Consider the following 21,478-nt stretch of genomic DNA (forward strand, 5'->3'; position numbering starts at 1 on the left):
GAGCCGAAGCGTCAGCGCAGGCGGCCGCGCGGTTAGCGCGTTAGCCGCCGGCGCTTGAGGCCAAACGAATTACGCGCCTTCGACTTCCGCGAGGTCGATCTTGAGGCCCGGGCCCATCGACGAGGTCAGCGTGACCTTCTTGACGTACTTGCCCTTGGCACCGCTCGGCTTCGCCTTGACGATCGCGTCGGTGAAGGCCTTGAAGTTGGTCTTCAGGTCTTCGTCCTTGAACGACAGCTTGCCGAGGCCGGAGTGGATGATGCCCTGCTTTTCCACGCGGAATTCGACCTGGCCGCCCTTGGCGTCCTTCACGGCCTGTTCCACGTTCGGGGTGACGGTGCCCAGCTTCGGGTTCGGCATCAGGCCCTTGGGGCCCAGCACCTTACCGAGGCGACCGACCACGCCCATCATGTCGGGCGTTGCGATCACGCGGTCGTAATCGAGGTTGCCGGCCTGCATGTCTTCCATCAGGTCTTCGGCGCCGACCTTGTCGGCACCGGCGGCCAGCGCCTTCTCGGCGTTGTCGCCCTTGGCGAACACCGCGACCTTCACGTCCTTGCCGGTGCCCGAAGGCAGCGCGACCATGCCGCGCACCATCTGGTCCGCATGACGCGGGTCGACGCCGAGATTCATCGCAACTTCGACGGTCTCGTCGAACTTCGCCTTGTGTTCGCGCAGCGTGCTCAGCGCCTCGTCGAAGGTGTACAGCTTTTCGCCGTCGATCTTCTCGGCCAGCGTCTTCTGCTTCTTGGTCAGCGTCGCCATGATCAGCCCTCCACCACTTCGATGCCCATCGAACGGGCGGAACCGGCGATGATCTTGACCGCCTGATCCATGTCGTTCGCGTTCAGATCCTTCATCTTCGTTTCGGCGATCTCGGCCAGCTGGCTGGTCTTGATCGAGCCGATGATGTTCTTGCCCGGCTCTTTCGAACCCGACTTGATCTTCATCGCCTTCTTGATGAGGAAGCTGGCGGGCGGGCTCTTGGTGATGAAGGTAAAGCTGCGATCCGCATAGACCGTGATCTTGGTCGGGATCGGAGCGCCCTTTTCCATCTCCTGCGTGGCGGCGTTGAACGCCTTGCAGAATTCCATGATGTTGACGCCGCGCTGACCCAGCGCAGGGCCGATCGGCGGGGACGGGTTGGCGGCGCCGGCGGGCACCTGAAGGTTGATGTAACCTTCGATCTTCTTGGCCATGAGAGGCCTCCTTTTCTCACTGTCGCGCACGCTTTCGCGCTACGCTCATGGTAAGCGGTCTGGCGGGGAGCCTGAGCACCCCTTCCGCGTAGATATCCCGAGACTGTGCTGGGAAGCCGCGCACTTAGCGAATTTGCGTCAGAATGCAAGCGTTTCGGCAGGCCGTGGCGTGCGCGGCAACGGCTCACGCGTCTTTCAGACCAACCCGTCCCATTGCAGCGCACACCAGTGCTTGCAAGCTTGCGAAAAGCCGGGCGGCCCTGCAACAAGCCGAACGCAATGAAGCAACGCGCCCTCGCCAGAAACCGTCTGCGTCGATTGAGCTGGCTGCGCTTCATCCTGCAACTTGCCAGCGTGGCACTCGCCTACTTCCTCGCGAGCATTCCGACGGTCCTGATCTTCGGAGAGACCAATGCAGGCGTGCTGGGCTCGGTCGTGGTCAGCATGCTTGCCGCGCTGCTGGTGGCGCGCTTCTGGCTCTCGGCGGACGGTTGCCTGAAGCAGGCGTGGAATATCCGCCCGCCCCTCAAGATCGGCCGCACGCTGGCTTTGGCGGCGCTGGGCACCGGGATCATCGTGGCGCTGTTCGCGATCGGCGCGATCGCGATCAACGCGCTGGGCCTGCCCCCGATCGATGTGAGCCTGGTCCTCGACTATGTCACCCAGAGCCCGCTCGGTTTCATGCTGTGGATTGTGCTCGTCGCATGGTTTGCCGCCGGATTCGGCGAGGAATTGCTCTATCGCGGGTTCCTGATGGATCGGCTGATGCGATTGCGCGGAATGCGTGGACGCAAATGGCCCGCAGCAATTATCCAGGCGGCGCTGTTTGGCCTGCCGCATCTCTACCAGGGCTGGGGCGGCGTGTTGGTGACCGCTACCATCGGCCTGTTCCTCGCGTGGCTGCGCTTCGCCAATCGCGGCAACCTGTGGGCGTGCATCATCGCCCACGCAGCGGTCGACACGATCATGCTGAGCCTGGCCTACAGCCAGAGCCTCGGCTGGATTTCCTGATGATCGGAATCAAGCTCGTGGTGGCAGTTCGCCACGCGGGACCTTCATGCCCTTCGTGCGGCTGGTCAGGTGAAATTGCCGACAGAGCTCGCACGCATACGCACGCAGTTTGAACGGCGCGCGTCGCGCTGCTTCCTCGGCAGCATCGCGGGTGGCGAAGCGCCGTTTGCGATTGCAGATGCCGGGGCGCGTCGTCACGCCACCGCGCTTACTTGACCAGTTCGACCTGTTCGAAGTCCAGCTCGACCGGGGTCGCGCGGCCGAAGATCGAGACCGAGACCTTGACCTTCGCCTTGTCGAAATCGAGCTCTTCCACCACGCCGTTGAAGCTCGCGAACGGCCCGTCGAGCACCTTGACCGAATCGCCGATTTCGTAATCGACATGGACGTCCTTCTTGGGTGCGGCCTTGGCTTCTTCCACGCCGCCGAAATAGCGCGCGGCCTCTTTTTCGCTGATCGCCTGCGGCTTTGCGCCAGCGCCGAGGAAGCCCGTGACCTTGGGCGTGTTCTTGACGAGGTGATAGATATCGTCGGTCATGTTCAGCTTGGCCAGCACGTAGCCGGGCATGAACTTGCGTTCGACCTGCACCTTCTTGCCGCGCTTCACCTCGGTGACGGTCTCGGTCGGGACTTCGACCTCCTCGACGCCTTCGGAAAGGCCGAGGCGTTCAGCCTCGGAGATGATCGCGTCGCGCACCTTGTTCTCGAAACCGGAATAGGCGTGAATGATGTACCAGCGTGCCATGGAATGTCCTGCGTGAGCTTACGCGAGCGTGAGAAGGAAGCGGACGACCGCGCCGAACAGCGAGTCGATGCCGAGGAAGAACAGCGAGAGGATCAGCACGAGGATGCTGACGAAGATTGCGGTCTGCACGGTTTCCTGCCGGGTCGGCCAGACGACCTTGCTCGTCTCTGCGCGCACCTGACGGGCGAATTCGCCGATCGACGTCTTGCGCTTCTTCGTCTCAGCTTTGCCTTCGGCCATTTTTGCCGTTTCCACCTGTTGCGTTCGAACCAAATTCTCGTCTCTTGCGGGAAGCCGCCAGCGCCCTCGCAATCGGCTGATCGGGAGGGCGGGTCGAGGCTTCGATGTGAAGAGACCCGACCGCATCTAGGCTGCGTTGCCGCCAAACGCAAGCGGCAGCGCAAAGCGGGCGAAAATGCGTTGCGTCGCACCCGCACCCGCTTTAGCTTCGCCGCCTTTAGGGACGCATCGGGGGAATACATACATGGCTGCGGAACCGCAGATGACTTTCGGCGATCGCATGGTTGCGCCGGTCACGAATATTTCGGACTTTATCTGGGGCGGCACGTGGAATGGCGAGGCGGTCATCCCGTTCCCGCCGCTCGCGCTGATCCTGCTGGGCGTCGGCCTGTGGTTCATGATCGGGCTGCGTTTCTACCCGATCGTGAAGCTGGGTAGCGCCATCAAGGGGCTGTTCCCGGGGCGCAAGGGCGCAGGCAGCGGGGAAATTTCGCCCTTCGCGGCACTCTCCACCGCACTTTCCGGGCAGGTCGGCACCGGCAACCTTGCGGGTGTCGCCACGGCCATCGCGCTCGGCGGTCCCGGCGCGATCTTCTGGATGTGGGTCACCGCCCTGTTGGGCATGGCCCTCGCATTTGCCGAAGGTTCGCTGGCCATCCGCTATCGCGAGAGAACGTCGGACGGCGTCTATCGCGGCGGACCGATGACCTACATCACGATGGGCCTCGGCCCCAAATGGACGTGGCTCGCGGTGGTGTTCTGCATCGGCACGCTGTTTTCCGCGCTGGTCACCGGCAACTCGATCCAGGCGAACGCCGTGGCCGACGGCTTGCAGGAACTGTTCGGGCTGGAAGAATGGCTCGGCGGGCTGATCGTCGCGATCCTCGTGTTCATCGTCATCATCGGCGGGATCAAGTCGATCGGCCGCGTGGCCGAAAGCGTCGTGCCCTTCATGGCGCTCGCCTACATCGTGATGGCCGTCATCGCGCTGATTCTCAATTTCGAGGACCTGCCCGAAACCTTCAGCCTGATCTTCAGCGGCGCGTTCAATCCGCAAAGCGCGGTGGGCGGCTTTACCGGTGCGGCGATCATCATGGCGATCCGCGCAGGCGTGGCACGCGGCCTGTTCTCGAACGAGGCGGGTCAGGGCTCCACACCGATCGCGCACGCGGTGGCGCAGACCAACGATCCCGAAGTGCAGGGCCGCATGGCGATGCTCGGCACCTTCATCGACACGATCGTGATCTGCACCATGACCGCGCTGGTCATCCTGACCGTTCGCGGAGATTTCATGTACGAAGGCCAGGCTGTGCTGCATGCATGGCAATCGGACCGGGTCGGCTTCGAGATGACCAGCGGCGCCTTTGCCGCAGCCTTCCCGGCCATGCTCGGATCGGTCCCGATCGGTACGCTGGTCGCCTCGATCGTGCTGATCCTGTTCGTGTTCACCACGCTGCTCACGTGGAGCTATTACGGCGAACGCGCGATCACCTTCATCTACGACCGGGTCAGCAAGTCTGCCACTCGTGACAACGAGAAGAAACTGCACATCGTATGGCGGGTTGTCTGGTGCGTGGTGATTTTCATCGGAGCGGCGCAACCCAGCGAACTGGTCTGGCGACTCGGCGACATCTCGAACGCGACGATGTTGCTGCCTAACATTCTGGCGCTCGCCCTGCTTTCGGGCGTGGTGTTCAAGCTTGCACGCGGCGAGAAGGAAGCCGGGCCGACGCACGAAGGCGATGCGCCTCCCGCCGAAGTCGAGGCCGAGGTCTAGGCCGATAGAAAAAGGGCCGGAGCGCATATTCGCGCCCCGGCCCTTTCCTTTTGGATGGGCTTGAACCGTCAGACGGCGCCGAACAGACGCTCCAGGAAAGTGGGCTGATGCATCGGCTGGATCTTGCCGTACTTCATCTGCCGCAGCGACGCGTCGCTATAGGAACGCGGGCTGGTCCAGCTATCCGATCGGCTGCTGCGATAAGGCATGCTCGACATATGTAGACTCCTGTCTCGGCACGGTGCGTGCACTTTCTCTCATTCGGTCTGTCGTGGAAAATGCACGGCGTGTGCCCGCGGTTCCCTCCTGTCTTATAGGAACGAATCAGGCCGAGGCCCAAATGCGCGCAGTCCCTCGCGTTCCGCCGGGGTTCCCGTCAGGCACGAAAATCGGACATGTGTGGCAATTGGGCCGCGACGCTGTGATCGCGGCTGTCCGGCCCGCCAGGATTACCAGCTGCCGGTGTTCTCCATCGAGGCCCAGGGCTCACGCGGATCGAGCGAACCGTCCTTCTGCAGCAGTTCGATCGAGATGCCGTCGGGCGAACGGATGAAGGCCATGTGCCCGTCGCGCGGCGGACGGTTGATCGTCACGCCGCCATCCATCAGGCGCTGGCACGTTTCGTAGATATCATCGACCCGGTAGGCGAGATGGCCGAAATTGCGGCCGCCCGAATATTCCTCCGGGTCCCAGTTATAGGTCAGTTCGACAAGCGGAGCCTTGCTCTCGCGTGCCTGCGCCTCGTCCCCTGGCGCAGCGAGAAAGACCAGCGTGAAGCGCCCGGCCTCCACATCGGTGCGGCTGACTTCGACCAGGCCGAGCTTGTTGCAGTAGAAATCGAGCGACTCGTCCAGGTCGCGGACCCGGACCATCGTGTGAAGATATTCCATGTGCGATTCTCGCTGGTCGGCGTGTGTCGAGAAAGGAATGGCAGGGGTGTGCGGACTCGAACCGCAGGCCCTCGGTTTTGGAGACCGATGCTCTACCAACTGAGCTACACCCCTGCAGCCGGAGCGGGCGACTTATGAAATGCGTCGCTGCGACGCAAGCGAAAGAAGCGCATCGGCGAAGGGAGAATGGCTTATGACGTCCACGATAGCATGCTAGGTTCGGGTCGATGCTGCCCATCGTCCCGCCTCCGATCCTGCTTTCGGCCTACCGCCAGGGCCTGTTCCCGATGGCGGAGACGCGCGCCGATCAGGACATTTTCTGGGTCGAACCGCGCGAGCGGGCGATCATTCCCATCGGCCGATTTCACTGTTCGCGCTCGCTCGCCCGCACCATCCGTCGGGGGACCTTTACCATCCGCGTCGACAGCGATTTCGCGGGCACCGTGCTCGAATGTGCCGCGCCGCGCGACGGCGGCGAGGATACCTGGATTAGCGGGCGGATCGCCGCGAGCTATCAGCGGCTGCACGAGGTCGGCCATGCGCACTCGATCGAATGCTGGGCGGGAGATGAGCTGGTCGGCGGGGTCTATGGTGTCGCCTTCGACCGGGTGTTCTGCGGAGAAAGCATGTTCAGCCGCCGCGACAACGGCTCCAAAGTGGCGCTCGCGTGGCTCATGGCGCTGCTGGAACGGGCCGGATGCGAGCTGTTCGACTGCCAGTTCATGACCGGGCATCTCGCGTCGCTGGGGGCGATCCCGATCCCGCAGAGCGAATATCTGGAACGGCTGGAAGCCGCGCGCGGGCAGCAGCGGTTGAGCCTTCCCCAAGCGCTTGCCGAAGTGGAAGCCGAAGCGGCGGCTCAGTCTTCCGCGGGGCTTCCTTCCTCTCCGGGGAAGCTCATTGCGCATTCCTTGACCCAGACGTCGTAGATCGGGTGTTCGACCACGTTGAGGCTGGGCGAGTTGCGGAACAGCCAGCCCGAGTGGACCTTCTGCCAGCTCGGTTCGGGCTCCGCGCCGCGGCGTTCGCGCACGAAGACCTGCACGAAGGCGCCTTCCTCCTGCGGTAGCTCCCACGGCGCGGTTTTCTCGCACGCTTCCAGGCGAATCACGACATCGCCAGCGCGCACCGCCTCGCCCGGCGACATTTCGAAATCGCGGCTGACATTGTTGCGCTTATTGAGCAGGCCGATCGTCGCCACCCGCTCTTCCATCGGGGTGCCGATGCGGTTCGCATCCTCGCCACGCTCGGTGGACCCGCCCTGCGCCAGTTCTTCCGGCACCTCGGTTTCCACCGGGGTCGGATCGGGCGCATCATTGTTGCATGCAGCCAGCGCGAGACTGGCGAGAAGAACGGGTGCGAGCGCGCGCATCGGCATTAGTCGCCCGGCGCCCAGGCCTCGTAGTCGCCGCTTGCCGCTGCCCGGCGCCCACCACGCTCCAGCGCGCCGCTGGGCCGGTAGGCATCGGCAGAACCGGTCGCGTTGGGCGAATAGTCGACTTCCCAGATGCGGGGCGGCGGCAGATGGCTTTCGGGCACATCCTCGCCCGCGCCGTGCAGCCAGCCGTGCCATTCGGCAGGCACGCGGCTCGCATCATTGGCGCCGTCGTAGATCACCCAGCGGCGTTCGCTGGCGGTGTAGGAACCGGCGGTCGGCGTCTTTTCTCGCTTCGGCCTGGCGCGATAATACTTGTTACCGAAGGCGTCCGTGCCAACGTGTTCGCCCCTGCGCGAGGTGAAGATCGCGGTGCCGATGGTGGCGCCGTCCCACCAGGTGAAGATTTTTCCGAGGATGCTCATGACACGGGGGCGATTAGCGGATCGCCTGCCAAGCGCCAAGTGTCTAAACACCGCGACCACTCGTAACGCGATAGCCGGAACGCGACCGCGTGACGAGCGGTTAGACCGCCCCTCGGAGGCGTTCGCGCAGCGAACATAGCACGAGAGAGAACACGCTCACCATTCGACGCGGTCGCCCGGCCCGATGCCCAGTTCAGCCGCCCGGCCTCCGGCAATCTCGAGCACGGCGGAGGTCGGCCCCTCGGCGGCCACCGGATCGAGCGAATAGGGCACCGTCTGCGCGGCGATGTTGAGGATGCGGCCATCCTCGCCAATGAAAATGATGTCGAGCGGCAGCGGCGTGTTCTTCATCCAGAAGCTGGCAACATCCCCTTCGCGAGGGAAGATCATCGCCTCGTCCGGCCCCAGCTCTGTGCGGAACATCAATCCCCGCGCTTGCTCTTGCGCCGTCGAGGCCACCTCGGTCGTGAATTCGTGTTCGCCCGCCTGCGTCGTCACGGTGACGGGGATCAGCTCGAGACCCGAATCGGGGTGGGTCGCCACAGCAGGTTTGCTCTCGCCGGTCGACTCGCCCGCATCCGTCGCCGCCTGCGGCGAGCACGCGGCGAGCGCGGCGGCCATCGCGGCCGCGCCCCAATTCAATCCTCGGCGCTGTAGGCCCATCGTTCCGCCTCTTCCTCGCTCGCGGCGTCGACCATCGCCCGCGCAGCGTCGAAATCATGGCCCGCGCGCACCAGCGCGGCAAGTTGCTTTTCACGCAACTTGCCATCGGGAAGCTGCGCTCCGAACGGGCCCAGCCGACGCCTCCGGGCAAAGGCCAGCGCGGCGGCGCGCGTCTCCGCCTCGGCAGGGGGAGAAAGGTCGACCGCCTCGCTGTCCACCCCTGCATGATGCAGCGCCTGCGCCACGCGGCGCGCACCGTAGCCGCGCCTCAGCAGGTCCTGCGTGCGCGCCTGCGCGAAAGCCTCGTCGTCGATATAGCCCAGCTCGACGAAGCGCGCGACGAGGGTATCCACCTGCGGTTCATGCTCTTCGGCCCATCCCCGCTCGCGAATCTTGCGTTGCAGATAATGCTTGAGCTTCGCCGCGGTGGTGGCGTAGCGGCCCACATAACCCAGCGCGAGATCGCGCAAAACGGTGTCGTCGAGCGGTTTGAGGGGCCTGCGTCGGCGGCCGGAGGTTTCTTGGGGTTCTCCCATGGGACATAATGATGCCACACTCCTTGGGGATTGGAACCGCCCTCATGACGGGATTCAGGATTGTGATCGATAAGTCGCCTGGACAGGCCGCACCTTTGTCGGTGCCCGCCCGTGCCACGGCCCAATAACGATAGCAGGACTACGCTCTCTCCTATGCAAGACAGCCAGATTATTCAGACGCCCAACGATTGCGCGCTCCCGCGCCGTCGGGCGGACTTCGCGACCTTCAACGAAGCGATCGACTATGCCGCGCTTTCGGAAAAGGGCCTCAACTTCCACGATATGCGCGGCACGCTGGAGCGGGCCTATTCCTATCGCGAAATGCGCGAAGACGCGCTGGCGATGGCCCGCAGGCTGGTCGCGGCAGACATCGCACCGGGCGATCGCGTCGCGCTGATCGCGGAGACGAGCCCGGAATTCGCGGCGCTGTTCTGCGCGTGCATCTATGCCGGGGCGTGGCCCGTGCCGCTGCCGTTGCCGACCACCTTCGGCGGGCGCGACAGCTATATCGACCAGTTGATCGTCCAGCTCGAAAGCGCGGACCCTGCGCTGCTGATCTTCCCGCCCGAAATCGCCGAGATGACTCAGGAAGCCGCCAAGCGCGTCGGCTGCACCGCGATCGACTGGGACGAGTTCGGCGCTCGCGAAGCTCCGGAAACGGAGCTGCCGACCGCACAGCCGGAAGACATCAGCTACCTGCAATATTCCAGCGGATCGACCCGCTTCCCCACCGGCGTCGCGGTGACTCATGCGGCGCTGCTGCACAATCTCTACGGCCATGCACAGGCGATGGATCTGGGCACCGACGACCGGGTGGTCAGCTGGCTGCCGTGGTATCACGACATGGGCCTGGTCGGTTGTTTCCTCAGCCCGATCGCCAACCAGGCTTCGGTCGACTACCTCAAGACCGAACATTTTGCGCGTCGTCCGCTCGCCTGGCTCGATCTCATCAGCCGCAACAAGGGGCAGACGCTCTCCTATTCGCCAACCTTCGGGTACGATATCTGCGCAAGGCGCATCTCCAGCCAGTCGAGCGTGGCGGAGCGTTTCGATCTCTCGCGCTGGCGCACTGCGGGCAACGGAGCCGACATGATCCGGCCCGACGTGATGCAGAACTTCGTAAATGCTTTTGCCGAAGCGGGCTTTAAGGCTTCTGCCTTCACTCCCAGCTACGGTCTTGCAGAGGCGACGCTTGCGGTTACCGTGATGCCGCCTGGCGAAGGCATCCGCGTGGAGCTGGTCGAGGAAGAGCGTCTGTCGGGCGCGCGCCCCAATCTCGAGCGCCCGGCGCGCTATCGCGCGATCGTCAATTGCGGCAAGCCGCTGCCCCAGATGGAAGTCGAAATCCGGGGCGAGAACGACGACATCAAGGGCGATCACCAGATCGGCAAGGTCTGGTGCCGCGGCCCCAGCATCATGCATTCCTACTTCCGCAACGAGGAAGCGACGCGCGATTGCCTGATCCCGAGCAAGGATGGCGGGAGCGCGTGGCTCGACACGGGCGACATGGGCTACATGGCCAATGGCTACCTGTTCATCGTCGGCCGCGCGAAGGACATGATCATCATCAACGGCAAGAACCACTGGCCGCAGGATATCGAGTGGGCGGTGGAGCAGTTGCCGGGCTTCAACCACGGCGACATTGCGGCCTTCGCGGTGGAACGCGACGATGGCGAGGAAGAACCGGCGGTGCTGGTTCATTGCCGCGTGTCCGATCCGGAGGAACGCCGCGAGCTGCGCGAGCGGATCCGCGAGAAGGTGCAATCGGTCACCGGGATGGCCTGTCTGGTCGAACTGGTCCCGCCGCGCAGCCTCCCGCGTACCTCGTCGGGCAAGCTCAGCCGCGCCAAGGCGAAGCGCCTGTATCTCTCCGGCGAGATCCAGCCTTACAACATGGCGGCTTAGCGCGCGTTCACCCCTCGGGGATCGCCCAGCCTACCTCGATAGCGCGCGGCTCGTCCCCGGTCTCGGGCTCGGTCACCTCTTCGACCACATCCACCTGCGCTTCGCCAAGGATGCCGCGCACCGCCGCCAGCTGGCGTTCGGTTCCGCTGATGCGCAGCGGAATGCCGACCCGGCGCTGCGCCCAGACCGCGAGGTTCAGCGCGCGCCGTCCCTCGGCCGTCGGGGCCAGCGCATCGTCCTCGCCCTCCTCGCTCAAGCGCACTTGCGGTAGCGCACGCAGCGGGGGCTCGATCCGGATGTCCCACTCGGGCTCGGTCGCATCGACGCGCCGTTCCAGCTCCCGATAGGCCGCCAGCGTCGCCCCATCGAGCGGGCGCGCGGTCACCAGTGCGCGCCGCTGCTCACGATCTATCGTGACGTCTTCGATCGGCACCCCGGCGAGTATCGCCAGCCGCTCCGCGATTGATCGGGCCTGTCGCGCGGCCTCGACCTCCTGTGCACGGGCTCGGCCAAGCTCGGCTTCCTCGCGGGCCTGCGCGCTGGTGCCGTAACGTATCTGGGTCAGTCTGATTTCGACCGGTCGCCCCAGCTGCTCTTCGAGCAACCGCGACGCGCGTTGCTCTGCATCGCCGATGATCTGCGGGGTATAGACCGTGGCGGTCACCGATAGCGGATCGGCATCGAAGCTGGGCTGCATCTCGCGCACCGTCGCCCGGCCGTCGAACACCTCGGCGACGACCGAATTGATCTGGCGGGTCGTGTTCGCTTCCCAGCCGATCCGGTAGAGCGAGAGGCCCAGCGGCACCGCCAGCGCCACAAACGCGCCGAAAATGAAGAGGGCCTGCCAGCGCGACTGCTTGGGCGTCAGGCTGGTGCTGAAGCCATAGCCGCGCGCCATCGCGGTCGCGGTGAGCGCGATGGCGGTGAGGTTGGTGACGAACAGCAGCAACGCGCCCGAAAACACGGTCGAATTGAGCGTCGCGAGGCCATAGCCCACCGCCGCCAGCGGCGGCATCAAGGCAGTCGCGATGGCGACGCCGACGATGGTCCCCTCGCGCCCCCGGATCACCGCATAGGCACCGGCGATGGCGGAGAAAATCGCGACCATCAGGTCGAACAGATTGGGCTGGGTGCGCGCGGCAATTTCGGGCGTGACATTCTTGATCGGCGAAAACACCACGATCAGGGCGCAGAACAGGATCGCCAGCCCGACCCCTATGAAGAGCGAGCGCAGCGATTTTCGAAGCCACGAGAAATCGCCTACCGCCAGCGCGAAGCCGACGCCCATGATGGGGTCCATCAGCGGCGCGATGAGCATGGCGCCGATCACGACCGCAGGCGAGGAGAGCAGCATCCCCAGGATCGCAATACCCGCCGACATGCAGACCATCAGCAGATAACGTGCGGTCAGCTCGCATTCCGCGCGGCGCTTCTCGATCACCGCCGCCTGATCGACCGTTCCCGCGACCTCGATCGTCCACCAGCGGGTGAGGGCCGTCAGGACGTAATCGATCCCGACCCTCCGCCGTTGAGGCGCGGGGCGATCGGGCGATCCGGCAGAAGTATCGGCACCGCTCGTCCCCGGTACCTCCGATGAAGTTTGCATGTCCGCCTGTTATCGCGGAAAGTGCGGACTGCCAAAGCTTGAAACACGTGTCTTGCGCGACTAATACAGTAGTTGCGCAGAAATGAGGATATCCCGCCCCAATGGCCACGCAGACTGAAACCGCCACCGCTACCGCGCTGAATCTCACGCCGCCCGAGCCGATCCCCACCGTGGATGTCGAAAAGGCGGTCGGGCTGGTGCCGGTCGACGATAAGAAGAAGAGCGAGCTGGACCAGAAGGTCGACAGCTTCGTGGCGGATCTGCTGTCGCAGGACACGCAGTCACCCGCTTTCAGCAAGCGCGTGGACGAGATCGCGAACATGGGCCGCAAGGAAATCATGGCGGCCTCCAGCATGTCGAACCGCTTCCTCGACCGGCCCGTCCGCGCGATGGACCGCGACCAGGGCGTCGGCGCCAATCTCGCCGAACTGCGCACCACCGTGGAAGAGCTCGATCCCGCGCGGCGGGGCAAGAGCGGCATTTTGTCGAAGCTGCCGTGGGGCAACAGCCTGAAGAGCTATTTCCGCAGCTACCAGAGCGCGCAGAGCCACATTCAGGCGATCCTCGACAAGCTCCATTCCGGCCGCAACGAATTGCAGAAGGATAATGCCGCGATCGATGTCGAGCGGCAAAAGCTATGGGAGGCGATGGGCAAGCTGGAACAGATGATCCACATCTCCAAGGCGCTCGACGCCAAGCTGGAAGAGAAGGCCACCGAACTCGAAGCGACCGATCCCGAAAAGGCCAAGACGATCCGCGAAACCGCGCTGTTCTACGTCCGCCAGCGCACGCAGGATCTGCTGACGCAGATGGCGGTGAGCGTGCAAGGCTACCTCGCGCTCGATCTGGTCAAGAAGAACAACGTCGAACTGGTGAAGGGAGTTGATCGCGCCAGCACCACCACCGTTTCCGCGCTGCGCACCGCGGTGACCGTGGCCGAGGCGATGACCAACCAGCGGCTCGTCCTCAAGCAGATCACCGCGCTCAACGAAACGACGGCGGGAATCATCGATTCGACCGGCAAGCTGCTGCGCGAACAGACCGGCAAGATTCACGAGCAGGCGGCTTCGGCCACGATCCCGATGGAGACGCTGCAGCGGGCATTCCAGAACATCTACGCCACGATGGACGAAGTCGACACGTTCAAGCTCAAGGCGCTCGATTCGATGAAGCAGACGGTTGATACGCTGTCGGGCGAGGTCGAGAAGTCGAAGGAATATATCGCCCGCGCCGAGAGTCAGGCGCAGGCCCAGGCGCAACTGGATTCTTCCGAAGACGCGCTGCTGAAGCTGGAGGGCTAGGTGAACGACCTGAGCCGCGACAGTGACCGCCTGCTGAGCGAGAGCCGCCAGCTGCTGATCGACAACCGGGTTGGCGGACGCCACCGCCGGGTGACCGCGATCGGGCGCGAATCGGCGCAGGTGCGCAATCGGCACCGGCTCAAGAAGCTGCGCAATATCGCGATTGCCGCGCTGGCGATCCTCGCTTTCGCAACCATTGCCGGGATCGTGATCGACGGGATCGGCTTCGTCGGCATCGTCCTCACCTTCTTCGCGCTGATTGCGGCAGCGGGCATTTTCTCGGTCTTTCCGCGCATCTCGATTCCACAGGCGGGCGACCTCAACAAGGGTACTCCGCGCCAGATGGTTGCGCGCACCGAGCTGTGGCTCGAATCGCAACGGCCCGCGCTACCCGCGCCGGCCGTGGCGCTGGTCGACGATCTGGGCATGAAGCTCGACCTGCTCGGCCAGCAGCTTGAAACCGCGCCCGCCAGCCATGATGCGATCCGCGACATCCGCGAACTGGTGGGCGAGACGCTGCCCGAGATGGTCCAGAGCTACACCCGCGTGCCCGCGGCCATGCGCGACGAGGACCATGCAGGGGCAACGGCGGACCAGCGGCTGATCGATGGCCTTGGCAGGATCAGCGGTGAGATCGACACGATCAACCGCACCATTGCCGATGGCGCACTCGACGATCTGGCGGTGCAGCACCGCTATCTCGGGTATCGTTACGGTGACGGGCCCGCGGGAGACGGGACCGCTATCGCCCCTCCGCAGGAAGGCACGCCCAACTGATGCGCGTTCCGATCCAGCATGACCTGCCGAAGGAAGAGGTGCGCCGCCGCCTGCGCGAACGCATGCCCGAACTGCCCGCCCATATGCCCGGCGGCGTAGCGGATGTGACCACCGAATGGCCCAATCAAGACTGCATGAAGATGTCTGTCGTCGCGATGGGCCAGACCGTGCGGGTCGCGATCACGATCGAGGAACGTCAGGTGATCGTGGAACTGGACCTTCCGGCGATGCTTTCCTTCTTCAAGCCACTCATCGCCAGCGCTGTCGAAGACAAGGGCACCAAGCTCCTATCGGGTCCTTCGGCAAAGAGCTGACTTGATGGAAGTTAGCTCAGGAACCTAACCAAACCTGATCGATTTTGTGTCCTTACGCATCCTGCGATAATGCCGTGGGGTCATGGGTTCAGATTTGAAAGGGAACGCGCGAATGTTGGGCAGGTGCAATGATGCACCCGCGCTGCGCTCAAGATTGCGCGCGGCCACACAAGACAATCACCAATCGCTCGACGACGCACTCGGACGGCTCGACCTGGCTGTTCGGAGCGAATACGCGTGCTTCCTGCGCGTGCAAGTTCAGGCACGGCGCGGTGTCGAGCGGTGGCTGGCTTCGGTCTGCCCTCCCGAATGGTTACCGCCTTCTCAAGTCGCGCTGCTCGAAAGTGACCTCTCAGAGCTCGGGTGTGCGAGCGACAATTCGCACACTGCGTTCGCCCTTGGCGACGAGGGACCGGTTGCGTGGCTTGGGACGGCATGGGTGCTGGCTGGCTCTTCGCTGGGGAACAAAATGATGGAGCGCGATCTTTCGGCCCGGGCACCGGTTGACTGGCCGATGGCGTTCCTCCGCGACCCAGCCATGCCCGCTTTTTTCAAGGCATTGCGGCCGCTTCTGGCGAGCACCGAAATCAATCTGGGCGCAGAACGCGCGGCCTTCGCCACCTTCGCGCATTTCCAGGCGGTGGCCGAACGGCAACTGACGGGGGTGGATGCATGAGGGCTGCCGAACGCGATGTGGACCTGACGAGCTGCGATCGCGAGCCGATCCATCAGCTCGGCCATATCCAGTCCTTCGGCGCGATGCTGATCGTCTCGCCGGACAATTTCATTGCGCATTATTCGGAGAATGCTGCCGCGTTTCTCGGCCTCGAAAACGTCGCGCTGGGGGTCCGGCTCGATGAACTGTTGCCCGAAGCGACCTTGCAGACCCTGCAAGACGCAGCCCGGGGCCTGAGCGCCCCCGACGATACCGAGAGGCTGTTCGGCCTCGCCGTTGGCAACGACCCCGCAACCCGGTTCGACTGTTCAATCCACCGCAGCGCCGGTCAACTGGTGGTGGAATTCGAGCGGCACGACACCGCGGGATTTGGCAATCACATCGCATCGATCCGCCCGATGATGGCGGGGCTCGACGCGATCGAATCGGTCGATGAGCTGTGCAAGGCGGCGGCAGAGCGGCTCAAGGCGCTGCTCGGGTTTGATCGCGTGATGGTTTACCGCTTCCATCCCGACGGTTCGGGTGAAGTGACCGCCGAAGCGCGCGAGCACGAGGTCGATAGCTATTCGGGTCTGCGCTATCCCAAGAGCGACATCCCGCGGCAGGCACGTGCGCTCTATCTGCGCAATCGTCTGCGAATCATCAGCGACGTTACCGATGCGCCGGTGCCGGTCGTGTCCGGCCGCCAGTTCGGCGGCGAGCCGATCGACCTGAGCCTTTCGACGCTGCGATCGGTTTCGCCGATCCATATCGAATACCTGCGCAACATGGGCGTGCGCGCCTCGCTGTCGATCTCGATTATCGTCCGGGGGGAGCTATGGGGCCTGTTCGCCTGCCATCACTATCGCCCGCGCGCATTGCCCTTCTCCAACCGCACCGCTGCGGAAGTGTTCTCGCAGATGTTCTCGCTGACGCTCGATCGCGCGCTGCACGATCAGGGGGAGGCGCGTCGCGCGCTCGGCAAGAACCTGCACGAGCGGCTGATGACCCGGCTCGCCGGCGGAGATTCGCTGCGCGACACACTGACCCAGGTCGGTTCGTCGATCGGCGACTCGATCGCGCATGACGGGGCGAGCATTTTCATTGACGGCGAATACGTGGCGACCGGCCATGCGCCCTCGGAAGACGAGTTTCGCCAGATACTTCCCGCATTGCAGGCAAACCGGGCCGGGCGAATCCTTGCCACCGATGAGCTTGCGCAGGAATTCGAGGCCGCGAGCGCCTTTGCCGGGCGTGCAGCCGGGGCGCTCATCATCCCCGTCTCGCGCGCGCCTCGCGATTTCTTCGTGTTGTGGCGGCGCGAGCTGAGGCAGGTCATCACCTGGGCGGGCAATCCAGAAAAGCCGGTCGAGGATGGGGCGGAAGGGCGTGTCTCTCCGCGCAAGAGCTTCGCCGCGTGGCAACAGACGGTGGAAGGCCGCAGCGCCGAGTGGACGCAGGCCGAGCGCGATCTGGCGGAAACGCTCAGGATTACGCTTTTGGAAGTGATCCTGCGCCTGACCGACGACGCCGCGCAAGATCGCAAGCGCGCGAACGAGCAGCAGGATCTGCTGATCGCCGAGCTCAACCACCGCGTACGCAACATCCTCAATCTGATCCGCGGGCTGGTGAACCAGTCGGGCCGGGAAACCGGCGATGCAACTACACTGACAAGGCTGATCGGCGGTCGGATCGGCGCGCTGGCAGCCGCGCATGACAACCTGACGCGCGACAACTGGGGCCCCACCTCGCTCAAGAAGCTGATTGCGGACGAGGTCGACGCCTATCTTGGCTCCAAGACCGCGCGTCTTGCGGTCGAGGGGCGCGACGTGCTGATCGCACCGCAGGCCTACACGGTTCTCGCGCTGGTCCTGCACGAGATGATCACCAATTCGGCGAAGTATGGCAGCCTGTCCGATCAGTCGGGCGACCTGCTCATCACGCTCGACCGGCAGGAGAACGGCGATCTCGAACTGCGCTGGAAGGAGCGCGGCGGACCGCCGGTCAGAGCGCCCGAGCGCCGGGGCTTCGGCACAACCATCATCGACAAGTCGATCCCGCACGAGCTGCAGGGCGAGGCGGAAATCGAATTTGCTCTCGGCGGAGTGGAGGCGCGCTTTGTGGTGCCCGCAAGGTTCATCGAGGACGCGCAGAGGGAATACGAAATGAGCACCCATGTGGAACATGACGAGCATGATGCGCAGGGCGGGGGTTTGCATTCCATCCCGCAGCGGGTGTTGCTGATCGAGGACAACATGATCATCGCGCTCGACACCGAGGAGATGCTCAAGGAGCTGGGCGTCGCGGAGATCACGGTCAGCGGCAGCGTTACGCAGGCGCTGAGGGCGATCGAGAAGGACCGGCCCGATTTCGCGGTGCTCGACTTCAACCTAGGCGAGGAATCGAGCGAGCCGGTCGCCCGCGCGCTGGTGCAGATGAACGTGCCCTTCGTGCTGGCCACAGGCTACAGCGCGAAGGAGGTCAAGTTCGAGGAGCTGGGGGCGAGCGCGATCCTCAAGAAGCCTTACGACAAGTCGGATCTGGCCAAGGCGATTGCAGGCCAGGGGGAGCCGGAAGCCTAACCCGCGCGTTCTAGGCCATCGCCCTATTCGAAGAAGCGTTGCTGGTAATGGAAGCGCGAGGGCAGCGGGTTCCCTGCGGCGTCGCGTGCCGGTTCGAAGCGGATCTGGTCGTAGGCCAGTTGGCACACCTTGGCGTCGGTATCGGGAAAGCCGCTCGACTGCGTGACGCGGCACCCGGTCACCCGCCCCTGCGCCGACACATCAAGCATCACGTTCGTGCGTTTGCCGACGCGGGCCTGCCGCCCGCCCGGCGGAATCGGGAAGGCCGAAACATTGGTGATCGATCGCGCGAGCGTCGGCCCGGTCGCAATGCCGCCCCCTCCACCGCTACCCTGCCCGTCGCCGCCTGCGCCGGTTCCCTGGCCATTGCCTGAAGCGCCGGTCCCATCGCCCGCGTCGGATGCGCCAGACCGGCTCGCCGTGCCGGTCGAGGCCGCCCGGGGCGCAGCGCTGCGGCTGGGCAGCGGGATCGGCGGCTGCGGTGCGGTGACCGCGCTGGCGACCGCGCGCTCGCCCGGATCGCCTTCGTCGCCCGCTTCCTCTTCGGGCGGACCGGGCGCGGGAGCGTCGGTCGGGGCGGGCGTAGGTGTAGGTGTAGGCGGCGAAGTCATGTCGAACGCCGCGAAGGCCGGTCCGGTCTCGCGGTCGATCAGATCGGGCGCAAACGCCTGGATGAGGCCATAGAACAGCGCGACATGCAGCAGCACGATGGCCGCGAGCAGAGGCAGGCTCGGCCTGTTGCTGGTATTGGAGAACCCCTGCGCGTCGCTCATGAATGTGAAACCCGATGCACGCAGGCTCGGTTCCACGCCGGACGCCAACGAAAAACGGCGACCTCCCGGGAGGGAGGCCGCCGCTTTTCAAACCCGATGGTCGGTTGGGCTTAGAAGCCGAACAGCAGCGAGATGCTGGCCGCGCGGGGCGGGCCGATCTGCACGAACGGGCTGGTGCTGGTCAGACCACCACCGAAACCACCGACATAGACTTCGTCGAGGATGTTGGTGACGTTCAGCTGCAGCGCCACGTCGTCGCCGAAGGGATTCTCGCCGATGACCCAGCGGATGTCGGCATCGACCAGCGTGTAGCCACCAACTTCTGCGGTGTTGATGTCGTTCACGTAGCGCTTGCCAGTGTGCTTGGCCTGTATGCCGATTTCGATCGGACCGAGGTTGTACTGCGTACGGCCACCGACCGACCACAGCGGAGCACCCGATTCGTTCTTGCCTGCCGTGTCGGCGAAGGAGCCCGCACCAAGCTGCACGTCATCCTTGATTTCCGATTCGTTGATCGAACCGAACAGGTAGAAAAGCAGGTTGCGGTTCGGCTGGAAGGCGACGCTGGCGTCGACACCATACTTGTCCACGCGGCCAAGGTTACGGAAGACGGTTTCGTCCAGAACCGGATCGTAGGCGGTGGCAAGACGATCGCTGTAGATCGTGTAATAGCCAGCGATCTGTGCCTGGATGTTACCGGTCTGGTAACGGAAGCCGCCATCGAACGAGTCGGTGGTTTCCGGATCGGGCTGCGCGTCGGGGTTGGTCGCCGCGAAGAACAGCGAGTTGTACAGCACGTCCGTACCCGGGACCGACAGGCCCTTCGCGTAGTTGGCGAAGACCGATGCGGAACCGAAGTCGTATACCAGACCCACGTTCGGGAGCAGATCGTCGTACTTGTAGGTACGCTCGGTCGGCGCCACCGCATCCGGGTTGCCGGCGAGGAAGTCCGCCGGGTCCTGGTTCTCGAAGCAGGCAAGATCGCCGCCAGCGTCGAGCGTGTAGCAGTACTGGTTCAGCTCACGGGTGAAGAACGGCGCACGCAGGCCGATCACGGTGGTGAGATCGCCGAAGGTGCCGCGATATTCGCCCGAAACCTGATGCAGGATCGCATAGGACTGGCGGTTACGCTTGTTCAGCTGGAAACCGTCGACCGTGAAGAGCGGATCGTTGACCGGGAAAACGTCGCGAATTTCACCGTTCGACAGCGCGACCGAGGTCTGGCCGGTCTGGCGGTGATCGGCGTCGTCGTAGGTGTAGGCAAGACGGACGAGGTGGTTCGGATTGATCTCGTACGCAAGGTTGGCGATCACGCCGACCCGGCGCGTGCGCGTCTGGCTCGGATCGTGACCGGTCACTTCGTCCAGCGTGTCGCCGTCGCCGTTGAGATCGCGGCCGAAGTAGTACTGGCGGCCGTTCGCATCATTGTCGAAGAAGCCGGTGTAGCCGGTCGTGCCATTCGGGGTGGTCGTGCAATTGCCGTCCGCGTTGAGGTAGCAACGCTGCTCGAGCAGTTCTTCGTCGCCGCCGCCGTTCGCCTTGACGTACTGCCAGCTCGGATCGACCGTCAGGATCAGGTTGTCGGTCAGCGTGAAGCGCGACGAACCACGGATGTTGCCGGTGTTCGACGGATTGTAACGACGATCGAACGAAGCACCGCAATTGTTGTCGATGTCGCGCCCACCGGGGCTCGGCAGATCGACGGTGCAATTGTCGTCGACGCTGTAGAAGCGGCTTTCCGGATCGGTGATGCTGTTGATGGACACCGAACCGGCGAAGTTGTTGCGGTTTTCGTTGTAGTGACCGGCCACCGCGATGAAGTCGCCGTTGGAGCCCAGGTCCTGCCAGATGCGGCCGTTGTACTGCTGCTTCTCGATGACGCCGTAGTTGTTGAAGGCGTTGTCGTAGCGGGTGTAGCTGGCCGAACCGAAGGCCTTCAGGCCACCGCCGGTGATGTCGCCGGTGTCGACCATCACGAAACCGCGCATGTAAGGGCGGCTACGGTCGTTACCGCGCGCAATCACATCGCCGAAGGACATGGTCGAGGTGATCTTGAAGATGTCGGAAGGTTCGCGGGTACGGATGTTGATCGTACCGCCAACGGCCGAAGCGGTCGGGCTGTCGACGTCGGTCGCACCGAGGTTGACGCTGACCGATTCCAGCACTTCGGGATCGACCTGCTGGTTGGTGTAGAGCGCGTAGTTGCCCGAGTCGTTCAGCGGCAGGCCGTCGAGGGTCTGCGAGATCGCATCGTCGGCGAAGCCGCGGATGGTGAAGCTGCCGCCCGACGAACCCCAGGGGTCGTTGTTCTGGAAGCTGACGCCGGGGACGAGGTTGACGATGTCGTTGACCGTCTGGCCGGGGCGCTGGCGGCGGATGATCTCTTCATTGAGCTCCTGCTTAGCCTTGGGCGTCTGGGGAATTTCGACCCCCCCCACGTCCTGTTCGCGCGTACCGCTGACGACGATGGTGGTGCCCTCTTCGAACTCGACCGAACCGGTCGATTGGGCATAGGCCGGTGCCGAGGCGGCGGCGGCGGAAAGGCCGACAACACTGGTTGCCAGCAGATACTTGAGCTTCATGGAAAGACCCCTTTGAGGACGCTCTAGCGAAAATGGATTGTAAATATGCGGGCCGACCCCCCTGGGCCGGTCGAGGGGCGCTTAAGATCAATTATGTGACAAGCAAATTACGCAAAGTCGCG

At 64.2% G+C, this 21,478-nt stretch carries 22 protein-coding genes and 1 tRNA gene; 9 read left to right on the forward strand and 14 right to left on the reverse strand.

Annotated elements, in window-relative coordinates; translation table 11 throughout:
* Window positions 1–69: 69 nt before the first annotated feature.
* Window positions 70–765 carry a 50S ribosomal protein L1 gene (rplA, locus tag AAG612_RS08590; RefSeq protein WP_342509271.1) on the reverse strand — a complete coding sequence of 232 codons (696 nt, stop codon included), beginning with the start codon at window positions 763–765 and terminating at the stop codon, window positions 70–72.
* A 2-nt stretch (window positions 766–767) separates the two neighbouring features.
* Complete coding sequence (rplK, locus tag AAG612_RS08595) at window positions 768–1,199, reverse strand: 50S ribosomal protein L11 (protein ID WP_342509272.1); 432 nt, start codon at window positions 1,197–1,199, stop codon at window positions 768–770.
* A gap of 279 nt (window positions 1,200–1,478) precedes the next feature.
* Between rplK and AAG612_RS08600 the strand changes: the two genes are divergently transcribed.
* Window positions 1,479–2,210: a CPBP family intramembrane glutamic endopeptidase gene (locus AAG612_RS08600; RefSeq protein ID WP_342509274.1), complete on the forward strand. Its 732-nt coding sequence runs from the start codon at window positions 1,479–1,481 to the stop codon at window positions 2,208–2,210.
* A gap of 208 nt (window positions 2,211–2,418) precedes the next feature.
* Here AAG612_RS08600 and nusG read toward each other — a convergent pair whose 3' ends face one another.
* Together nusG and secE are read right to left on the reverse strand one after the other, a co-directional pair.
* Window positions 2,419–2,955 carry a transcription termination/antitermination protein NusG gene (gene nusG, locus AAG612_RS08605; RefSeq protein ID WP_342509277.1) on the reverse strand — a complete coding sequence of 179 codons (537 nt, stop codon included), beginning with the start codon at window positions 2,953–2,955 and terminating at the stop codon, window positions 2,419–2,421.
* A gap of 18 nt (window positions 2,956–2,973) precedes the next feature.
* Entirely contained in the window at window positions 2,974–3,195 is a 222-nt protein-coding gene (secE, locus tag AAG612_RS08610) for a preprotein translocase subunit SecE (protein WP_342509278.1), read from the reverse strand.
* Between the two features lie 244 nt (window positions 3,196–3,439).
* Between secE and AAG612_RS08615 the strand changes: the two genes are divergently transcribed.
* The gene (locus tag AAG612_RS08615; RefSeq protein ID WP_342509280.1) at window positions 3,440–4,972 is read left to right on the forward strand and encodes an alanine/glycine:cation symporter family protein; all 1,533 of its coding nucleotides are present in this window, start codon (window positions 3,440–3,442) and stop codon (window positions 4,970–4,972) included.
* A gap of 68 nt (window positions 4,973–5,040) precedes the next feature.
* On the opposite strand, the gene AAG612_RS08620 is transcribed toward AAG612_RS08615, so the two are convergent.
* The 3 genes from AAG612_RS08620 to AAG612_RS08630 all read right to left on the reverse strand — a co-directional run bounded on the left by AAG612_RS08620 (window position 5,041) and on the right by AAG612_RS08630 (window position 5,976).
* Complete coding sequence (locus AAG612_RS08620; RefSeq protein WP_342509282.1) at window positions 5,041–5,190, reverse strand: hypothetical protein; 150 nt, start codon at window positions 5,188–5,190, stop codon at window positions 5,041–5,043.
* Between the two features lie 231 nt (window positions 5,191–5,421).
* Window positions 5,422–5,862 (reverse strand): VOC family protein, encoded by a 441-nt coding sequence (locus AAG612_RS08625; RefSeq protein WP_342509284.1) that lies wholly within the window; start codon window positions 5,860–5,862, stop codon window positions 5,422–5,424.
* A 38-nt stretch (window positions 5,863–5,900) separates the two neighbouring features.
* Window positions 5,901–5,976 (reverse strand) — tRNA-Trp (locus AAG612_RS08630).
* Window positions 5,977–6,089: 113 nt separating this feature from the next.
* On the opposite strand from AAG612_RS08630, the gene aat reads away from it, so the two are divergent.
* Window positions 6,090–6,791: a leucyl/phenylalanyl-tRNA--protein transferase gene (gene aat, locus AAG612_RS08635; RefSeq protein ID WP_342509286.1), complete on the forward strand. Its 702-nt coding sequence runs from the start codon at window positions 6,090–6,092 to the stop codon at window positions 6,789–6,791.
* Here the strand turns inward: aat and AAG612_RS08640 are convergent.
* The 4 genes from AAG612_RS08640 to AAG612_RS08655 all read right to left on the reverse strand — a co-directional run bounded on the left by AAG612_RS08640 (window position 6,722) and on the right by AAG612_RS08655 (window position 8,861).
* Window positions 6,722–7,234, reverse strand: coding sequence for a DUF2155 domain-containing protein (locus tag AAG612_RS08640; protein WP_342509287.1), 513 nt, complete (start codon window positions 7,232–7,234; stop codon window positions 6,722–6,724). The two genes, aat and AAG612_RS08640, sit on opposite strands and share 70 nt — an antisense overlap.
* A 5-nt stretch (window positions 7,235–7,239) precedes the next feature.
* Window positions 7,240–7,662, reverse strand: coding sequence for an NADH:ubiquinone oxidoreductase subunit NDUFA12 (locus tag AAG612_RS08645; protein WP_342509289.1), 423 nt, complete (start codon window positions 7,660–7,662; stop codon window positions 7,240–7,242).
* Window positions 7,663–7,818: 156 nt separating this feature from the next.
* Window positions 7,819–8,283 (reverse strand): DUF192 domain-containing protein, encoded by a 465-nt coding sequence (locus AAG612_RS08650; protein WP_342509291.1) that lies wholly within the window; start codon window positions 8,281–8,283, stop codon window positions 7,819–7,821.
* A 17-nt stretch (window positions 8,284–8,300) separates the two neighbouring features.
* Complete coding sequence (locus AAG612_RS08655; protein WP_342509293.1) at window positions 8,301–8,861, reverse strand: regulatory protein RecX; 561 nt, start codon at window positions 8,859–8,861, stop codon at window positions 8,301–8,303.
* 153 nt (window positions 8,862–9,014) lie between these two features.
* On the opposite strand from AAG612_RS08655, the gene AAG612_RS08660 reads away from it, so the two are divergent.
* Window positions 9,015–10,766, forward strand: coding sequence for a fatty acyl-AMP ligase (locus AAG612_RS08660; RefSeq protein ID WP_342509296.1), 1,752 nt, complete (start codon window positions 9,015–9,017; stop codon window positions 10,764–10,766).
* A gap of 7 nt (window positions 10,767–10,773) precedes the next feature.
* Here the strand turns inward: AAG612_RS08660 and AAG612_RS08665 are convergent, their stop codons facing one another.
* Entirely contained in the window at window positions 10,774–12,372 is a 1,599-nt protein-coding gene (locus AAG612_RS08665; RefSeq protein ID WP_342509298.1) for a TIGR00341 family protein, read from the reverse strand.
* A 101-nt stretch (window positions 12,373–12,473) separates the two neighbouring features.
* Between AAG612_RS08665 and AAG612_RS08670 the strand changes: the two genes are divergently transcribed.
* The 5 genes from AAG612_RS08670 to AAG612_RS08690 all read left to right on the forward strand — a co-directional run bounded on the left by AAG612_RS08670 (window position 12,474) and on the right by AAG612_RS08690 (window position 18,001).
* Window positions 12,474–13,673, forward strand: coding sequence for a toxic anion resistance protein (locus AAG612_RS08670; RefSeq protein ID WP_342509300.1), 1,200 nt, complete (start codon window positions 12,474–12,476; stop codon window positions 13,671–13,673).
* Window positions 13,674–14,450 carry a hypothetical protein gene (locus AAG612_RS08675; protein ID WP_342509303.1) on the forward strand — a complete coding sequence of 259 codons (777 nt, stop codon included), beginning with the start codon at window positions 13,674–13,676 and terminating at the stop codon, window positions 14,448–14,450.
* Window positions 14,450–14,764: a polyhydroxyalkanoic acid system family protein gene (locus tag AAG612_RS08680; protein WP_342509304.1), complete on the forward strand. Its 315-nt coding sequence runs from the start codon at window positions 14,450–14,452 to the stop codon at window positions 14,762–14,764. Before AAG612_RS08675 ends, AAG612_RS08680 begins: the two co-directional genes overlap by 1 nt.
* An 82-nt stretch (window positions 14,765–14,846) precedes the next feature.
* The gene (locus AAG612_RS08685; RefSeq protein ID WP_342509306.1) at window positions 14,847–15,440 is read left to right on the forward strand and encodes a biliverdin-producing heme oxygenase; all 594 of its coding nucleotides are present in this window, start codon (window positions 14,847–14,849) and stop codon (window positions 15,438–15,440) included.
* The gene (locus AAG612_RS08690) at window positions 15,437–18,001 is read left to right on the forward strand and encodes an HWE histidine kinase domain-containing protein (RefSeq protein WP_342509308.1); all 2,565 of its coding nucleotides are present in this window, start codon (window positions 15,437–15,439) and stop codon (window positions 17,999–18,001) included. Before AAG612_RS08685 ends, AAG612_RS08690 begins: the two co-directional genes overlap by 4 nt.
* Before the next feature lie 23 nt (window positions 18,002–18,024).
* On the opposite strand, the gene AAG612_RS08695 is transcribed toward AAG612_RS08690, so the two are convergent.
* The gene (locus AAG612_RS08695; RefSeq protein WP_342509310.1) at window positions 18,025–18,774 is read right to left on the reverse strand and encodes an energy transducer TonB; all 750 of its coding nucleotides are present in this window, start codon (window positions 18,772–18,774) and stop codon (window positions 18,025–18,027) included.
* Between the two features lie 110 nt (window positions 18,775–18,884).
* Window positions 18,885–21,356: a TonB-dependent receptor gene (locus AAG612_RS08700; protein WP_342509311.1), complete on the reverse strand. Its 2,472-nt coding sequence runs from the start codon at window positions 21,354–21,356 to the stop codon at window positions 18,885–18,887.
* Window positions 21,357–21,478 lie beyond the last annotated feature (122 nt).

The sequence above is a fragment of the Citromicrobium bathyomarinum genome (assembly GCF_038594605.1).
Taxonomy (GTDB): Bacteria; Pseudomonadota; Alphaproteobacteria; order Sphingomonadales; family Sphingomonadaceae; genus Alteriqipengyuania; species Alteriqipengyuania bathyomarina_B.

Excerpts from the sequence above, each read along its gene's own strand:
- AAG612_RS08650 (WP_342509291.1), bottom strand. The coding sequence starts at position 8,283 with ATGGCCGCCGCGCTCGCCGCGTGCTCGCCGCAGGCGGCGACGGATGCG.
- AAG612_RS08680 (WP_342509304.1), top strand. The coding sequence starts at position 14,450 with ATGCGCGTTCCGATCCAGCATGACCTGCCGAAGGAAGAGGTGCGCCGC.
- AAG612_RS08690 (WP_342509308.1), top strand. The coding sequence starts at position 15,437 with ATGAGGGCTGCCGAACGCGATGTGGACCTGACGAGCTGCGATCGCGAG.
- AAG612_RS08645 (WP_342509289.1), bottom strand. The coding sequence starts at position 7,662 with ATGAGCATCCTCGGAAAAATCTTCACCTGGTGGGACGGCGCCACCATC.
- secE (WP_342509278.1), bottom strand. The coding sequence starts at position 3,195 with ATGGCCGAAGGCAAAGCTGAGACGAAGAAGCGCAAGACGTCGATCGGC.
- nusG (WP_342509277.1), bottom strand. The coding sequence starts at position 2,955 with ATGGCACGCTGGTACATCATTCACGCCTATTCCGGTTTCGAGAACAAG.
- AAG612_RS08615 (WP_342509280.1), top strand. The coding sequence starts at position 3,440 with ATGGCTGCGGAACCGCAGATGACTTTCGGCGATCGCATGGTTGCGCCG.
- rplA (WP_342509271.1), bottom strand. The coding sequence starts at position 765 with ATGGCGACGCTGACCAAGAAGCAGAAGACGCTGGCCGAGAAGATCGAC.
- aat (WP_342509286.1), top strand. The coding sequence starts at position 6,090 with ATGCTGCCCATCGTCCCGCCTCCGATCCTGCTTTCGGCCTACCGCCAG.
- AAG612_RS08695 (WP_342509310.1), bottom strand. The coding sequence starts at position 18,774 with ATGAGCGACGCGCAGGGGTTCTCCAATACCAGCAACAGGCCGAGCCTG.
- AAG612_RS08670 (WP_342509300.1), top strand. The coding sequence starts at position 12,474 with ATGGCCACGCAGACTGAAACCGCCACCGCTACCGCGCTGAATCTCACG.
- AAG612_RS08600 (WP_342509274.1), top strand. The coding sequence starts at position 1,479 with ATGAAGCAACGCGCCCTCGCCAGAAACCGTCTGCGTCGATTGAGCTGG.
- AAG612_RS08685 (WP_342509306.1), top strand. The coding sequence starts at position 14,847 with ATGGGTTCAGATTTGAAAGGGAACGCGCGAATGTTGGGCAGGTGCAAT.
- AAG612_RS08665 (WP_342509298.1), bottom strand. The coding sequence starts at position 12,372 with ATGCAAACTTCATCGGAGGTACCGGGGACGAGCGGTGCCGATACTTCT.
- rplK (WP_342509272.1), bottom strand. The coding sequence starts at position 1,199 with ATGGCCAAGAAGATCGAAGGTTACATCAACCTTCAGGTGCCCGCCGGC.
- AAG612_RS08620 (WP_342509282.1), bottom strand. The coding sequence starts at position 5,190 with ATGTCGAGCATGCCTTATCGCAGCAGCCGATCGGATAGCTGGACCAGC.
- AAG612_RS08655 (WP_342509293.1), bottom strand. The coding sequence starts at position 8,861 with ATGGGAGAACCCCAAGAAACCTCCGGCCGCCGACGCAGGCCCCTCAAA.
- AAG612_RS08625 (WP_342509284.1), bottom strand. The coding sequence starts at position 5,862 with ATGGAATATCTTCACACGATGGTCCGGGTCCGCGACCTGGACGAGTCG.
- AAG612_RS08700 (WP_342509311.1), bottom strand. The coding sequence starts at position 21,356 with ATGAAGCTCAAGTATCTGCTGGCAACCAGTGTTGTCGGCCTTTCCGCC.
- AAG612_RS08640 (WP_342509287.1), bottom strand. The coding sequence starts at position 7,234 with ATGCGCGCGCTCGCACCCGTTCTTCTCGCCAGTCTCGCGCTGGCTGCA.
- AAG612_RS08660 (WP_342509296.1), top strand. The coding sequence starts at position 9,015 with ATGCAAGACAGCCAGATTATTCAGACGCCCAACGATTGCGCGCTCCCG.